General features: G+C 43.3%; 10 protein-coding genes. 3 read left to right on the forward strand and 7 right to left on the reverse strand.

Annotation, left to right across the window (positions count from 1 at the left end; all coding sequences use genetic code 11):
- The first annotated feature begins 143 nt into the window (after nt 1–143).
- Complete coding sequence (locus MD535_RS14135; RefSeq protein ID WP_279348287.1) at nt 144–1964, forward strand: PhoX family protein; 1821 nt, start codon at nt 144–146, stop codon at nt 1962–1964.
- A 164-nt stretch (nt 1965–2128) separates the two neighbouring features.
- Here MD535_RS14135 and MD535_RS14140 read toward each other — a convergent pair whose 3' ends face one another.
- The 7 genes from MD535_RS14140 to MD535_RS14170 all read right to left on the reverse strand — a co-directional run bounded on the left by MD535_RS14140 (nt 2129) and on the right by MD535_RS14170 (nt 13852).
- On the reverse strand, nt 2129–3223 hold the full coding sequence (locus tag MD535_RS14140) for a protein-glutamate methylesterase/protein-glutamine glutaminase (protein WP_265675672.1): 1095 nt from the start codon (nt 3221–3223) through the stop codon (nt 2129–2131).
- A 2-nt stretch (nt 3224–3225) separates the two neighbouring features.
- A complete protein-coding gene (locus MD535_RS14145) occupies nt 3226–4050 on the reverse strand; it encodes a CheR family methyltransferase (protein WP_265675673.1) in 825 nt (274 codons plus the stop codon).
- Nucleotides 4050–7274, reverse strand: a complete 3225-nt coding sequence (locus MD535_RS14150) for a methyl-accepting chemotaxis protein (protein WP_265675674.1) — start codon at nt 7272–7274, stop codon at nt 4050–4052. Before MD535_RS14150 ends, MD535_RS14145 begins: the two co-directional genes overlap by 1 nt.
- Complete coding sequence (locus tag MD535_RS14155; protein ID WP_265675675.1) at nt 7267–7809, reverse strand: chemotaxis protein CheW; 543 nt, start codon at nt 7807–7809, stop codon at nt 7267–7269. The genes MD535_RS14150 and MD535_RS14155 overlap by 8 nt, the downstream gene beginning before the upstream one ends.
- A 133-nt stretch (nt 7810–7942) precedes the next feature.
- Nucleotides 7943–10102, reverse strand: coding sequence for a chemotaxis protein CheA (locus MD535_RS14160; RefSeq protein WP_265675676.1), 2160 nt, complete (start codon nt 10100–10102; stop codon nt 7943–7945).
- Nucleotides 10103–10485: 383 nt separating this feature from the next.
- Nucleotides 10486–13317, reverse strand: a complete 2832-nt coding sequence (locus MD535_RS14165) for a methyl-accepting chemotaxis protein (protein ID WP_265675677.1) — start codon at nt 13315–13317, stop codon at nt 10486–10488.
- Entirely contained in the window at nt 13307–13852 is a 546-nt protein-coding gene (locus MD535_RS14170) for a chemotaxis protein CheW (protein WP_265675678.1), read from the reverse strand. The genes MD535_RS14165 and MD535_RS14170 overlap by 11 nt, the downstream gene beginning before the upstream one ends.
- A gap of 293 nt (nt 13853–14145) precedes the next feature.
- On the opposite strand from MD535_RS14170, the gene MD535_RS14175 reads away from it, so the two are divergent.
- Together MD535_RS14175 and MD535_RS14180 are read left to right on the forward strand one after the other, a co-directional pair.
- A complete protein-coding gene (locus MD535_RS14175) occupies nt 14146–15531 on the forward strand; it encodes a TldD/PmbA family protein (protein ID WP_265675679.1) in 1386 nt (461 codons plus the stop codon).
- A gap of 29 nt (nt 15532–15560) precedes the next feature.
- Nucleotides 15561–16904: a TldD/PmbA family protein gene (locus MD535_RS14180; protein WP_265675682.1), complete on the forward strand. Its 1344-nt coding sequence runs from the start codon at nt 15561–15563 to the stop codon at nt 16902–16904.
- Nucleotides 16905–16947 lie beyond the last annotated feature (43 nt).

Genomic DNA, 16947 nt, shown 5'->3' on the forward strand with positions numbered 1-16947 from the left:
GATAGCGGCCATAATATCAATATGGCCATTTGAATGGCCTTTTCTTCAATAGAAAGGAAGTCACTGTGAAGCTATTTGACCAAAACCATGATCAGCGTTTGTTAGAATCTGAACCCGAATTCAATAAATTGGTTGACGCTGCGATGTCTCGTCGACGTTTTTTAAAGGCAACGGGGGCGGCTGGCACGGTTGGTTTTTTTGCAGCAAGTCCCGTTAGTCAAGCTATTGCAAATACGAAACCCAGCCAGTCATCGCTATTGGGTTTTGACGCGATCGCAATTTCTACGGCTGATACGATAGAGGTGCCAGAGGGCTACCAAGCGGATGTGTTGATTTCATGGGGTGATGCGATTAAGAAGGGGGCGCCAGCCTTTAGCCAGTCCAATGACGCCAAAGCGCAGGAGATGCAATTTGGTGACAATAATGACGGCATGACTTTTTTTCCGATTTCAGATGATCGCGCAGTGCTTGCTGTAAACAACGAGTACACCAATAATGAGTACTTGTATCAACATCAAGGTAAGAATATTTCTGCAGACGACGTACGCAAAGGGCAAGCTGCTCACGGCGTCTCTGTGATTGAACTGAAGAAGACAAATGGCCAGTGGCAAGTCAATCTTGAAGGGCGCTTAAACCGACGAGTTACGGCGTTTACTGAAATGGAAATGACCGGTATAGCCGCAGGACACGATCTGTTAAAAACCAATGTCGATAAGTCAGGTAAGGCAATACTCGGTACCTTCAACAACTGTGCGAATGGACAAACACCGTGGGGCACGTACCTTACGTGTGAAGAGAATTTTAACGGCTATTTTGCAGATACCTCCGATAATCCATTGTCAGAAAGCAATCAGCGTTATGGCCTAGGTAAGAAAGACCGAGGGTACGACTGGTATAAGTACGATACTCGCTTTGATATGGCACAAGAGCCCAATGAACCGCATCGCCATGGTTGGGTGGTTGAAATTGATCCAATGAACCCTAATTCAACGCCTAAGAAGCGTAGTGCACTTGGACGCTTTAAACACGAAAATGCCGCACTTACAGTGAATGATGATGGACACGTTGTGGTTTATCTTGGCGATGATGAGCGTGGCGAGCACCTTTATAAATTTGTCTCAAAGAATAAGTATGTGCCTGGCGCAGATTCCAATCGAGATCTACTCGAAGAGGGGACGCTATACGTGGCTAAATTTGAAGGCACAGAAGGTGAGCTCAACGGCAAAGGGCAGTGGTTAGCGCTGACGTGGGGCAAAAACGGACTCACGCCTGAGAATGGATTTCCTGATGCCGCATCAGTGATGATTTTTGCGCGCATGGCTGCAACACAAGTAGGCGCGACAACGATGGATCGCCCAGAGTGGGTCGCTGTTCATCCAAGTAATAAATCGGTCTTCTGTACGTTGACGAACAACAAGCATCGTGGTGTTAAAGCGTCGCAACCGATTAATGCGGTGAATCCACGTGAGAAAAACCCTTACGGACACATTGTTCGTTGGAACCCAATGAATGGTGATCATGCATCAGAGCGATTTGAATGGGATATTTATGTCTTGGCAGGCAATCCAGACGTTCATCAATCGGGGTTAATGGCGGGTAGCAGTAATATAAACAAAGACAATATGTTTAATAGCCCAGATGGCATTGGCTTTGATATGGCAGGGCGCTTATGGATTCAGACCGATGGCAAATACTCCAATAAAGGAGACTTTGCAGGGATGGGAAATAACCAGATGCTGTGTAGTGATCCACAAACGGGTGAGATTCGCCGTTTCTTAACGGGTCCAATCGCGTGTGAAATCACCGGGCTCACTTTTTCACCGGATCACAAAACTATGTTTGTCGGAGTTCAACACCCCGGAGAAGACTTAGCACCGTCACATTTCCCAGATGGAGGAAACACCGTACCACGCTCATCGGTTATGATGATTACGCGTAAAGATGGTGGTGTCATCGGTGCGTAATTCATAACGCGAAAGTTAAGTCAAAAGGAGGCAAGTGTGTCTCCTTTTTTGTGGGTGGTAACGTCGGATGTTGAGGGTATTTGAGTCATGGTTGTTGCGTAATAAGCCATCCAGTCATTAGGGCGTAAGGAATAAGCGATTAACGATAAATACTCTCGATAGGTCTATTTGGACCGTTTTGAGGTTTGCTTAATGACGCTCAGAATTGCCTGTGCCATTTCGTCTATGGGGAGCTCTTGCAATACCGCTCCTATTTTTTTTGCCTCACGTGGCATGCCGTAGACAACACTACTTTTCTCATCTTGAGCGAAGGTTTTTGCGCCAGCTTGTTTCATTTTCAATAAACCTGCCGCCCCATCTTTGCCCATGCCAGTTAGAATCACTCCGACACCTAACGTCTTGATGTTTTCAGCAATGGATTCAAACAATACATCAATGGAGGGCTTATGCAGGTTGACAGGTTGCCCTTCACTTAAAATGGTGTAATACACTCCTGCACGTTTTTGGACAAGAAGATGAGTATTTCCTGGAGCAATATACGCATGACCCGACCGAATTATTTGGTCGTGTTGCGCTTCTTGAACCTTAATGGCGCATAAACCTTGTAGACGGGCAGCAAATGAATGAGTAAACCCCGGGGGCATATGTTGAGCAATGACGATACCGGGACAGTCAGTGGGTAGACCTTTTAAGAGCAGAGTAATTGCTTCCGTCCCTCCTGTTGATGCGCCGATTGCTATCAGGTGATGAGTGACATCCCCGAGAGATGGTTTATTGTTTGGAGGGCTAACGGCTGATTTAGCAACTGATTTAATGGTGTTAGTCAATGGAGAGGATTTCTGTTGCTCATATTTAAAGTGTACCGCGGCGTGTTTGAGCTGTTTAATCACTGATATTGCGAATGCCTCAAAGTTGGGGTCTTGTGATTGATGCACGTGGGGTTTGGCAAGACAGGACATGGCGCCAAGTTTTAGTGCTTGTTGTGCGATTGAAGGGTTTCTGTCAATGAGCTTTGAGATAATCACAACAGGCATTGGGCGAAGTGTCATTATTTTATCTAAAAAATCCAGTCCATTCATACCGTCAAGTTCAATGGCGAGAGTAACAACATCTGGTTCAATACGTTTTATCAGGGCTCTTGCTTGCTTTGCATCATGGGCGATAGCTGCGACCGTCATATTGGCTTGGCTGCTTATGATTCTATTTAGAACTTCGCACGTTTCATGACAAGAGTCGGTGATGATTACTTTTAATGGCATAATCACACTCGCGTATACGTCGTTTGCCGTAGCAATACAAACTGGTTCTGATGATCAGGAAAATTCTCCGAGTGACCCAGAAACAGCAGAGAGCCTGCCGGTAAATAGTGAGCAAATTTATTCAAAAGAGAACGTTGAGTATTTTTGTCAAAATAAATCATTACATTTCGGCAAAAAATCGCCTGAAATTGACTATTCATTGGCCATTGTCTATCCATCAAATTCAAACGCTTAAAGTGGACAAGTGCTTTAATTTCCGGCTTGATTTCGTACGTATTATTGTGTTTATGAGTAATAAAAAACTGATGCATTTGCTTTTCCGTGACACGCTCAAGTTGGTCTGGTGTGTAATGCCCTTTTCTGGCGATGGATAGAACATGCGTGTTGAGATCGGTGGCCAATATTTTTACTGGAGGTTTACTTGTCCCAAATACTTCAACCATTGTCATAGCGATACTGTAGGCCTCTTCACCGGTGGAACAGGCTGAGCACCAAATCCTCACAGGTTCCGTTATCGTTGTGTGCACAAAGTGCTCATTAACATAGGCTTTCAATAACTCAAAGTGATAGTGTTCCCTAAAAAAGTAGGTCAAGTTAGTGGTAAGAGCATTGACGAAATATTCCCATTCAGTATGGCTATTGTCACCCAACATCTTAATATACTGGGCGAAATTTGAGAGTTTATTTGCCCTTACACGACCAATTAAGCGATTGTATACAAGATTCTTTTTATTCTTGTGTAATGAAATGCCCACCCGGTTATACACTAACGAGGCAATAGCGTTAAAGTCCGCTTCTGTATAGTCAAGTTGAGCGTTAATTAACATCAAAACTCAGACCAATCGCTGTCATCAGCATGGTTATGAGAGCCTAGTGCTACGTGCATACTTCTCTCACCAAAATGGGATTCACTGGCTACATGCTGAGGGGGGAGTTGCTGTTCACCCGTATCAAATGCTGCCACGTAAACGGCAAGATTAGCGACTTGTTCTTCTAGTGAACTAGCCGCGGCCGAGCCTTCTTCGACTAGGGCTGAGTTTTGTTGTGTGACATCATCGACTTCCAAAATTGATCGGGTAACTTGATCAATCCCAACACTTTGTTCAACAGAGGCTTGGGTAATTTCCTCAATCAATTGCGCGACTTCTTGAATTGAAATGACCACGCTAGAGATTGAGTCACCAGCCTGGGTCGCCAGTTTTGAGCCTACCTCAATCTTGCGTACTGACGAATTGATCAGACTTTTTACTTCTTTTGCCGCAGCGGCAGAACGCTGAGCCAAGTTACGAACTTCGGTCGCCACAACGGCAAAACCCCGACCTTGTTCACCTGCACGTGCGGCCTCAACCGCGGCATTTAGAGCCAGAATATTGGTTTGGAAGGCAATGCTGTCGATAACTGAAATAATGTTCATCACTTCTTGTGAACTGGTATGAATATCGGACATATTTTCAACCACTTGCTTCACGACCTCGCCACCTTTGAGCGCATTTGCCGACGTGTCTTTTGCTAAGCGGTTCGCTTGTTTGGAGTGTTCAGAATTTTGCTTAACGGTAATAGTGAGCTCTTCCATGCTGGATGAGGTGACCTCAAGGCTACGCGCTTGTTTTTCAGTTCTCTGTGCTAGATCTATATTACCAATCGCTATTTCTTTAGTGGCAGTGTTGATGGTGTCGGCAGAAATCTTTATATGCAGAATCATCTCTTTCAATTTGGTGACCGTTAAATTGGAGCTTGTTTTGAGTTCTCCAAACGCGCCTGAATAGTCGGCTGTAATTTTTGACGTCAGATCGCCCTTTGCCAAGGAAGAGAGGACGGTAACGATATCGGTTAGACTGACTTCACTGATTTCTAATAGGCGGTTCATATTGCCGCAAAGCATAGTGAAAAAGGTGTTTTTTCCGTCTAGAGCCATGCGCTGAGAAAAGTCCCCTTCAACCGCGGATTGAATGACATGTTCTATTTCTTTTTCGACGCCTATTTCGGCAGTTCGATCGACCCATTCAGTCACATAGCCAATTTGCTTCCCAGCTTCATCGATAACAGGGTTACTGATGATGTTAAATATTCTGCCATTAATATCGATTTCTTGATTTTTTTCCACTTCAACCGTTTGCTGAGTGTCGTGCTTATCTTGTTGGTTAATTTTGATTAGATTAAGGTCGTTGATGTTGACACCTAATAATTCATTAGTATCAAAATCAGGTGAGTAGGCTTTTAACTCCGCTTCTGCGTGTTTGAACATATTGATGATTGATGGGTTAACATAGATGATGATATTGTCACTATCTACAATCATCATGTTAGTACTTACGTTATCAAGGGCAATCTTGATACGCATTGCCGCCCTTGCTTTTTGACGAACGCTTCCTATCTCGATGGTTCGATCGGCCCATTCGGTAACATAGCCAATTTGTTTTCCGGACTCATCAATAACAGGGTTACTGACGATGTTAAATATTCTGCCATTAATGTCGATTTCTTGAGTTTGTTCAACTTCAATGGTTTGCGGAGTGTCATGTCCACCTTGTTGATAATTGTTTGAGAGTCGGTTTTGCTGATGGATGGTGACTAAATTAAGGTCGTTGATATTCACACCTAATAATCTATTGGCATCAAAATCAGGTGAATAGGCTTTTAGTTCTTTTTCAGCTTGTGTGAACATATCGATGATCGACGGGTTAACGTAGATGATGGTGTTGTCGTTATCTACAATCATCATGTTAGTACTCACGTTATCAAGGGCAATTTTAATACGCGTCGCTGCGATGGCCTTTTGACGGACGCTTTCCATATTATACGCTAACTGTACTTTCATTATTTTTAGCGATTGTAGTACTTGTCCAATTTCATCATTTTTTTCAATGTTAATCTCAAAGAGATAGTCTTTTTTAACAAGGCGAGTAAAGTAACGTCGAATATCACTTAATCTAGAGTTAATATCTCGGTTGAAGATAAAGGCGAAGATTAGATAAGCGACAATGCAAAGTAGGGTAATAATGGATGAGAGCGCGACTTCAAACCAAAAAACGTACTTGCTTTCTTCATAAATATCAATGGATTGTTGTCGGTTTTCTAAAATAAGGTCACCAATAGACTGTTCGTAAGCCAAAATCTCCGTTACGGAGGCGAGGATGAGAGAGCGGAAGTCAGCATTACTACGCCTGCTTTCGTCACTAGAAGATAAAGTCGAATAAATGTCTAATAGTGATGTGGCAGCTAACTGATCGCTTTGTTCGGCGATGATTCGGTATCTCTCGATTTCCGAGGTATGTTCTAAGTCAAATTTATCGATCAGGTTAGTGGTAATTTGCTTAAGTGTTAAGGCATTGTCTTTAAGCGTTTTACTGATATTGAGATGTTTTTCGAAGTCATCGGTTAGCAGCAAGGATTGCAGCAATAGTCGATTTTCTATCCACAGTTTATCGATGGTGAGTAAACGGCTGTACGATTCAATGTGGTTGTTATAAAGGTGTTCAACCGCTTCTTTTTCAGTGTATGAACTGTGTATACCGATGCCGAGCACGGTGAAAAGAGATATCGTTGCGATTAATACTAAACCGAATAGACGTTGTTTGATGCTGAGTGCGTTAATTGAGTTAACATGCTGCTTTTTAACTACTTTCCCACGTTTGATGACGAGATCACCCTGTTCTCCTTCGTTGAATTGTGAATATTGAATCTTTACTTTTTCTAGGTCGACTTTATTAGGCATTGAGCGAACGGACATAAAACCGAGTTGAACCCCATCTTTGTATAATGGGGTTACATCGGATTTCACCCAATAATATCCACCGTTTTTTTGGCGGTTCTTGATAATACCTGACCAGCAATTCCCTAAATTGATTTCGCGCCAAAAGTCTTTGAATACTTCTTTAGGCATATCTGGATGGCGGACGATGTTATGCGGGCTACCTAATAGTTCGTCTCGCGAATACCCACTGACTCGAACAAAATTATCGTCAGCATAGGTAATTTTCCCTGACATGTCAGTCGTCGAGACGAGTATTTCATTTTCCTGAATGAGGTATTCTCTATCTTCATTATTCATGATCATGACCTTTCTTAGTTTCATGAGCTGGCGAGCTGTCAGTTTCAATCTGGTTAAATAGCGCCATATCTTGGCTGCTCATTAATTTGTTTATGTGAATCAAGATGAGCATTAACTCATTTTGCGAGGCAAGCCCTTTAATGTATTTTGTGTCTAATGCACTGGCAAAATCAGGGGGAGGCTGCACATCGACCGTGTCGAGTAATAGCACATCCGCGACACTATCCACGACAATACCGACAATGCGTTCATCAATATTTAAGATAATAACAACGGTCATGTCATGGTACGTAATATCAGACAAGTTAAACTTAATACGCATATCTACTATGGGTATAACCACACCACGTAAATTCATTACACCCTTAATATAAGGTGGCATATTGGCGATAGCGGTGACTTGACCATAGGTTCTGATCTCTTGGACAGTGAGAATATCAATGCCGTAGTACTCTTGACCGAGCCAAAAAGTGAGGTACTCTTTAGCGACGGTCTTGATACTGTTGCCTGAATTGTTTTCGATGCTCAATGTCATGATATGTTCCGTGTCGATTGTCATCTATCCATTTAAAACTGTGTATACCAAGCGCTACATTGGTTGTTCAAAAATAAGCATTAATAACATAGTAGGAAATGGTGGCGTGAGTTCTTGTTAGAGTGTGAAAAAATTAGCGCTGCCTGACTAAATCGGCAACATCTAAAATGAGCGAAACACGCCCGTCGCCCATAATGGTGGCACCGGAAATACAAGGGATCTTACGAAAGTTGTTTTCTAGATTTTTAAGAACGACTTGCTGTTGCCCAATTAAGCTGTCGACAAACAATGCAATTATTTTGTTGCCATGCTCTAACAGTACGACAATACCTTCATGCAGTTCTGTTACGTCCGTATCCAGATTGAAAAACTTATGCAGTCGAAGGATGGGCACGTATTCGTCATGAACTCTGATCATGGTTTCGCCGCTGTTGAGTTTTTTAAGATCATCGATATTGGGTTGAATTGACTCAACAATATAGGTTAGGGGAATAATATAGACATGTTCTCCCACACAGATAGACATCCCTTCTAATATTGCTAAGGTTAGGGGGAGTTGAATGGACATTTTTGTCCCAACCCCCAGTGTTGAACTAATTTCGACAGTGCCACCCATACTGGAGATATTGCGTTTCACCACATCCATACCTACGCCACGACCTGATACGGTAGTAACTTGCTCAGCGGTTGAGAAACCGGCAGAAAAGATCAGCTGAAAGATGTCTTGAACATTCATGTTTTGAGGCAAGTGCATACCATTTTTCTGAGCTTTTTCTACGATTTTTTTTGGGTCAATGCCCAACCCGTCATCTTCAACATGCACAATGACATCACCACCGCGGTAGACCGCTGAGAGTTTTATTGTGCCTTGCACCGGTTTATTTGCTTTGGTTCTTTCTTCGGGGGATTCAATACCATGATCGATACTATTTCGTATTAAATGGGTCAGAGGGTCCACCAGTTTTTCCAATAAGCCTTTATCGAGCTGGGTTTGTTCGCCTTCTATAATCAACCTGATGTCTTTATTTAACGAATTAGATAAGTCGCGCACGATCCGAGGAAAACGACCGAAAACGGTGCCTATCGGCATCATTCGCACAGACATGACGGAAGCTTGCAGGTCACGAGTATTGCTTTCTAATTGGTTAAGTCGTGCGGCTAATAACTCGTTAGCGTCCAACCCAAGATCAAAGGTCAGTTTTTGTAACATAGATTGCGTGATGATGAGCTCACCAACTTGATTGATAAGCTGATCCACTTTTTGTGTACTGACTCGAATCGAAGAAGCCTCGTGTTGCTTGCTTCGAAGTCGAGGGTTCGAACTTCTCTTTCGTTGAGCAGCGTTATTCGGTTCTTTCGGCACTGGTTGATGGCTTGGTATTGAATCTTGTGCGCGGTGATGCCATCGTTTAATGATGTCATCGACAAGATTGGCTTTGATGGGTTTCACTAAATAATCGTTCATTCCTGTTTGTAGGCATTTTTGTTTTTCTTCTTCACCGACCATAGCGGTCATTGCGATGATTGTAATACCTTGGTGCACGTCACCGGCGAGGCCTTCTCTTATGGCTCGGGTTGCTTGGTAACCATCCATTATGGGCATTTGACAATCAAGTAAAATGAATTGATAAGGCTCATTGAGTGCGGCATTTAGACTGTCTAACGCTTGTTGGCCATTTTCTGCGATATCCACAAAGGAATATCCCAGTTTACTCAAAGTGAAACTGGCGACTTTTTGAATCACTTTACTGTCTTCGACCAGTAGGATCTTCAGAGCGGATTTTTCTGAATCAGAAAGATCATGCAGGTTCGAAGAAGGAGGTGTATACGCTGGGTCGGCGGCTATCGGCGGTTTGGCCGAACAGTCTTCTTTGGACGTCGGGGAAGAAGGGAGTGAACTGAAGTGGTTTAATGCTTCACAGACTTGCTTTATGTGTTCATTTGAAACCTCCTCTTCATCATCAAATTGATGGGCAGCTTTCAACGACTCAAGTACGTCTCTGGCTTGCAAGAATACATCAACCATTGTTCGTTGTAATGATATCTGCCCCGTTCGAAGTTGGTCCAATAGGTTTTCGAGAATGTGCGTTACGTGGGATATGTCATCAAAACCAAAAATCCCGGCACCGCCTTTAATTGAATGTACGGCTCTAAAAATGGCGTCTAATACCTCTGATGAGACGGACTCGTTGCCACTTTCATTCATTTCTAGCAGCAGCGACTCCATCTCTTCAAGATGTTCGGTCATCTCTTCAAAAAAGATTTTCTCAAACTGTTGGGCAGAACCGGACATAGTGTCTCTCTATCAATAACCGTATAATGGGTAGCGTTCTAAATACCTATTTTGTGACACTGACAAAATAATAAATAGAGCGTGTTAGAAAGCAGTATGGGAAGGAATGATGGGCTTTCAACTATTTAAGCAGGTTATATTTGATATAATGAACCGTCACATGTAAGCGCCCAGCTCACGGGTGAGCAAAGGCATAATTCGAGTTAGTCGGCATGCCTTTTACATGGCGTAATCACACTCACGTATAGAGAACATTGCCAATATTCGTCCTCCAACGATTAATTAAACGATGGTATGCGAGGGTCTATTAATACAATAATTGCACGCTTATACACTCGCGTTAACGCCAACTTTGATAGAATAAAATTGAGTATTCATCAACGTCAGAATTCAGACCAATCGTTGTCATCATCATGGTTATGCGACGCTGTTGTTACATAGGCATTCTTTTCTCCAAGGTTTGATTCACTGCCACTATTTTGGCTGGAGAGCCTCTGCTCACCCGTATCAAATGCGGCAACATAAATAGCAAGATTGGCGACTTGCTCTTCTAGGGAGCTAGCGGCTGCGGAACCTTCTTCAACCAAGGCTGAATTCTGCTGTGTGACGTCATCGACTTCTAAAATGGCTCGGGTAACTTGATCAATCCCAACACTTTGTTCAACTGAGGCTTGGGTGATTTCCTCAATCAATTGCGCGACTTCTTGAATTGAAACGACTACGCTAGAGATTGATTCGCCTGCCTGGGTCGCGAGTTTAGAACCTATTTCAATTTTGCGTACAGAGGAGTTGATCAGACTTTCTACTTCTTTTGCTGCGGCAGCGGAACGCTGAGCCAAGTTACGAACTTCGGTCGCCACAACAGCAAACCCCCGACCTTGTTCACCTGCACGTGCCGCCTCAACGGCGGCATTAAGAGCCAGAATATTGGTTTGAAAGGCAATGCTGTCGATAACTGAAATAATGTTCATGACTTCTTGTGAGCTGGTATGAATGTCAGCCATGTTTTCCACCACTTGCGTCACGACTTCGCCACCTTTAAGCGCATTCACCGATGTCTCTTTTGCCAAGTGATTCGCTTGCTTGGAGTGTTCAGAATTTTGTTTAACGGTGATAGTGAGTTCTTCCATACTGGATGAAGTGACCTCAAGGCTGCGCGCTTGTTTTTCAGTTCTCTGTGCTAGATCTATATTACCAATCGCTATTTCTTTAGTGGCAGTGTTGATGGTGTCGGCAGAAATTTTTATATGCAGAATCATTTCTTTCAATTTGGTGACCGTTAAATTGGAGCTTGTTTTGAGTTCACCAAATGCGCCTGAATAATCTGCAGTAATTTGCGAGGTAAGATCGCCTTTCGCTAAAGAGGAGAGGACGGCAACGATATCGGTTAAGCTCACTTCACTGATTTCTAATAGGCGATTCATATTGCCGCAAAGCATCGTGAAAAAAGTATTTTTTCCGTCCAGAGCCATGCGCTGAGAAAAGTCACCTTCGACCGCTGATTGAATGACATGTTCAATTTCCTTTTCGACGCCTATTTCCGCGGTTCGATCTACCCATTCAGTCACATAGCCAATTTGTTTCCCGGACTCATCAATAACAGGGTTACTGACGATGTTAAATATTCTGCCATTAATGTCGATTTCTTGAGTTTGTTCAACCCCAGCAGTATGCGGGATATCATGCCCACTTTGTTGGTAATTATTTGAATGTCGATTTTTCTGATGTATAGTGACTAAATTAAGGTCGTTGATATTTAAGCCCAATAATCCTTTGGCATCAAAATCGGCTGAATAACTTTTTAATTCTTTTTCGGCTTGTGTGAACATACCAATAATCGACGGGTTAACATAGATGATGGTGTTGTCGTTATCTACAATCATCATGTTAGTACTCACGTTATCAAGGGCAATTTTAATACGCGTCGCTGCGATGGCCTTTTGACGAACGCTTTCCATATTATACGCTAACTGTACTTTCATTATTTTTAGTGATTGTAATACTTGTCCAATTTCATCATTTTTTTCAACGTTAATCTCAAAGAGATAGTCTTTTTTAACAAGGCGAGTAAAGTAACGTCGAATATCACTTAATCTAGAGTTAATATCTCGGTTGAAGATAAAGGCAAAGATTAGATACGCGACAATGAAAAATAGCGTAATAACCGACGATAGCGCGACTTCAAGCCAAAAAACGTACTTGCTTTCTTCATAAATCTCATGAGATTGCTGTCGGTTTTCTAAAATAAGCTCGCCAATGGACTGTTCGTAAGTTGAAATCTCAGATATGAACGCGAGGATGAGTGAGCGAAAGTCAGCATTACTGCGCTGACTTTCGTCACTAGAAGATAACGTTGAATAAACCTCTACTAGTGATGTGGCAGCTAACCGATCGCTTTGTTCGGCGATGATGTGGTATTTCTCGATTTTAGAGTTATGTTCTAAGTCAAATTTATCGATCAGGCTAGCAGTAATTTGCTTTAGTGTTAAGGCATTGTCTTTAAGCGTTTGGCTGATATTAGTGTATTGTTCCAAGTCATTAGTTACGGTTAGGGGTTGCAACAATAGTCGATTTTCAGCCCACAGTTTATCGATGGCGAGTAGATGGGAATAAGATTCAATGTGGCTGTTATAAAGGTGTTCAACTGCTTCTTTTTCAGTGTATGAACTGTGTATACCGATGCCGAGCACGGTGAAAAGAGATATCGTAGCGATCAATACTAAACCGAATAGACGTTGTTTGATGGTAAGCGCATTAAGTGAGTGTGCGTTTTGTTTTTTAACCACTTTCCCACGTTTGATGACGAGATCACCCTGTTCACCTTCTTTGAATAGTGAGTATTGAATCTTTATTTTTTCTAGATCAACCTTATTAGGTATTGAGCGAACGGACATAAAACCAAGTTGAACCCCATCTTTGTATAAAGGGGTCACATCGGATTTTACCCAATAATATCCACCGCTTTTTTGTCGGTTCTTGATAATACCTGACCAGCAATTCCCTAAGTTAATTTCTCGCCAAAAATCTTCGAATACCTCTTTAGGCATATCTGGATGGCGGACGATGTTATGCGGGCTACCTAATAGCTCGTCTCGTGAATACCCACTGACTCGAACGAAATTATCGTCAGCATAGGTAATGTTCCCTGACATGTCAGTCGTCGAGACGAGTATTTCATTTTCCTGAATGAGGTATTCTCTATCTTCATTGTTCATGATCATGACCTTTCTTAGTTTCATGAGCTGGCGAGCTGTCAGTTTCAATTTGGTTAAATAGCGCCATATCTTGGCTGCTCATTAATTTATTTATGTGAATCAAGATGAGCATCAACTCATTTTGTGACGCAAGCCCTTTAATGTATTTTGTGTCTAATGCACTGGCAAAATCAGGGGGAGGCTGCACATCGACCGTGTCGAGCAATAGCACATCTGCGACACTATCTACGACAATACCGACAATGCGTTCATCAATATTTAAGATAATAACAACGGTCATGTCATGGTACGTAATATCAGACAATTTAAACTTAATACGCATATCTACAATGGGTATAACCACACCACGTAAATTCATTACGCCCTTAATATAAGCGGGCATATTGGCGATAGCGGTGACTTGGCCATAAGTTCTGATCTCTTGGACAGTGAGAATATCAATGCCGTAGTACTCTTGACCTAGCCAGAACGTGAGGTATTCGTTGGCTACCGCTTTTATATTGTTGCCTGAATTGTTCTTGATGCTTGATGTCATGGTAAGTTCCGCGTTTACTAGCGTTTATAATCTGAAATACTGATAAAAAAGTGAGTAGAGCCTGTTAGGAAGCAGTATGGTAAGGAATGCTTGTCTTTCAAATAATTCCGAGCATTTTAGTTGTGTTTGAGAAGGGAACTCTGCCGCTAAAAATGATAGAGTCCTAATTGTCGCTATAGGCTTTTATCCATTTAATTGAACCAATAACTTCTATTAAATCGCGCCGTCGTCTTCTTCATACTTTAAGATCTTAGTGGTTAAGGAAGGCGACAATCAACGAGCAAGGAGAGTTAATGCTTAATTCTGAAACAGCGAAAGCGGTGATCGATCATGCACTTTTTTTGGGGGCTGATTTCGCCGAATTATTCGTTGAACATCATCAAACTAGCACTGTCCAGATTGCGTCAAGCGAAGTGGACAAAGTCAATTCAGGTATCGATTTTGGTATTGGTATCCGTCTTTTTTTCGGTTACAAAGTACTTTACGGTTACACCAACAGCACAAATGAAGCGGAATTAAAACGCGTTACGTCGCTGCTGGCTGCAAAAGATAAACGCGATCAAATCGCCTCTGCGGGTAGCTTGAACCTAAATCGCTATCCACTTCAACATCGTTGCCGCCTACCTTTGGGAAAAGACGCGAACCTAGATTCAAAGATTGAATTTCTACTTAACGTTGATCAGGCAACGCGTTCTGAAAGTGAATACATCAGCCAATTTATTGGCAGCGTACTGCAGCGTGAACAACAGGTTTCTATCTTTAATTCTGACGGTCTGCATGTGGATGATACTCGTCACTACATTCGTGTCGCGGGAAATACGGTTGCGCAGAAAGATAACGAGCAATCTTCAGGTTCGGAAGGCCCTGGTGCGCTAGCTGGTTGGGAATTTAGTGAGCAACTGGATGCGAGGGAGCTTGGTCAAACCATCGCCCAGCAAGCATTGGTGAAGTTGGGAGCGGATGCGTGTCCATCAGGCGAAATGCCAGTAGTGATAGGCAATGGTTTTGGTGGTGTTATCTTCCATGAAGCATGTGGTCACTTGCTTGAAACCACGTCGGTTGCGAAAAAGGCCTCGGTATTTCATGACAAAATGGGTGAAATGATTGCGAACAGCGCGGTTAATGCGGTGGATGATGGCACGATGACCAACGAGTGGGGATCCATTCATGTTGACGATGAAGGCATGCCAACGCAGCGTACCCAACTCATTAAAGACGGTAAGCTCTCCAGTTTTATGGTCGATAAAATGGGAGGCCTGAAGACGGGCTATGAGCCGACCGGATCTGGACGTCGCCAAAACTACAAATTCGCCCCGACATCACGGATGCGTAATACTTTCATTGAAGAAGGAAAACATTCGCTCGATGAGATGCTGGCGGGAATAGAGCGCGGTATTTACGCGAAAAAAATGGGTGGTGGCTCTGTGCAACCGGGAACGGGCGAATTTAACTTTGCTGTTCGCGAAGCCTATTTGATCGAAAACGGTAAAATTACCAAGCCTTTAAAAACGGCAACACTGATTAGTACCGGACCAAAAGTACTGCAAGAAATTAGCATGGTCGGCAAAGACATGGCACTTGCCCCTGGTATGTGTGGCTCGGTGAGTGGCGCGGTGCCAACAACGGTCGGTCAGCCTTCGCTGAAAGTGGACAATATCTTAGTTGGAGGCGGTAACTAATGAGTCAAGAACGGATGAGTCAAGAACAAATGAGCCAGCAACAAACACTTATTAATTCGATTGATCACGTGCTGTCTGAAGCGAAACGTCAAGGGGCTGAAGCTGATGTCATTGTTAATCGCAATAGCAGCTTTTCTCTTAAAGCGAACCAAGGTCAGCTAGATGAGTATAAGGTGAGCTCAAGTCAAGTACTGGGGGTGCGAGTGGTAAAAGACGCTCGGGTAGCAACCAGTTACTCAGAGTCACTAGAGCAGCCAAGCCTAGATTTAATGCTAACGAATGCCTTACAAAGTGCGCGTTTCTCTAAGCAAGATGGGCATCAAAGTATTCGCTGCGTAGAGAGCGTAATTACAACGGATATCGCGGAAATTGCTCAACAAGACACCACGTCAGTAGATGAAAAAATCGCGCTGTCCTTAGCACTGGAGCAAGGTGTTGTTTCGCGTCCTTATGCGACCAGTTCCCCTTACAACGGCTACAGTGACGGTGAAGCGCAACTGATCATTGCCAATACTCAAGGGACAATGTGTCAGCACTTTGAGCGTTCATTTAGTTGCTATGCGTATACGCTGTTTGAAAAAGACGGCAAACAATCTATGGCAGGTAAGGTGTCGGTAGGTCGTCGTTTTGACGAGTTAGACGCAGCATTCTGCATTGATGAGGGTTATAACCTTGCTCGGGATTTAATTGAAGGCGCTCCCGTTGCCACTGGCAATTACTCTGCAATTTTTAACGTTAATGCGTTAAGCAGCCTATTTGCTGCCTTTGGCAGTGCGTTTTCCGGTGTCAGCGCAATGAAAGGTATCACGCCACTCGCTGACAAGCTTGGACAATCTGTGGCGAGTGAGTTGATTACATTAACGGACGCTGCGTATATGCCGAACGGTATGGCCATTGCCGCTTTTGATAGTGAAGGGTTTGCCACTCAAGATAATATTCTTATCGCCGATGGTCGGTTGAATACGTTACTGCATAACAGCCAAACAGCAAGTTACTTAGGCGCAACGTCAACGGCAAGTGCGTCTCGTGGGGCCAAGTCGAGCTTAGATGTATCCGCTAATCATAAACTTATAGCATCAGGTAACAGCAGCGTCTCAGAGGTAAAAGCTGGCGAATATTTGGAGCTTATTGAATTGCAAGGCGTGCATTCCGGGGCGGACGCGGTCAGTGGTGATTTCTCATTTGGTGCGAGTGGCTTCTTATGTAGAGATGGCCAACGTGTTCAGCCCGTACGCGGCATCACGGTTGCAGGGAATTTCTATAAAATGTTGAAAGAAGTAGAAGCGGTAGGGGAGATTCAGCTTATCAACGATAGCCGTACCTTCTTTGCGCCTGACATTCGCTTTGCTCGCTTGAGTATTGGCGGTAAATAGCGAGTTATTGCGCGATGTTAGTTACCTAAAGGGGCTCGATTGA

Origin of the sequence: Vibrio qingdaonensis (assembly GCF_026191675.1) — a bacterium.
GTDB classification, from domain to species: Bacteria; Pseudomonadota; Gammaproteobacteria; order Enterobacterales; family Vibrionaceae; genus Vibrio; species Vibrio qingdaonensis.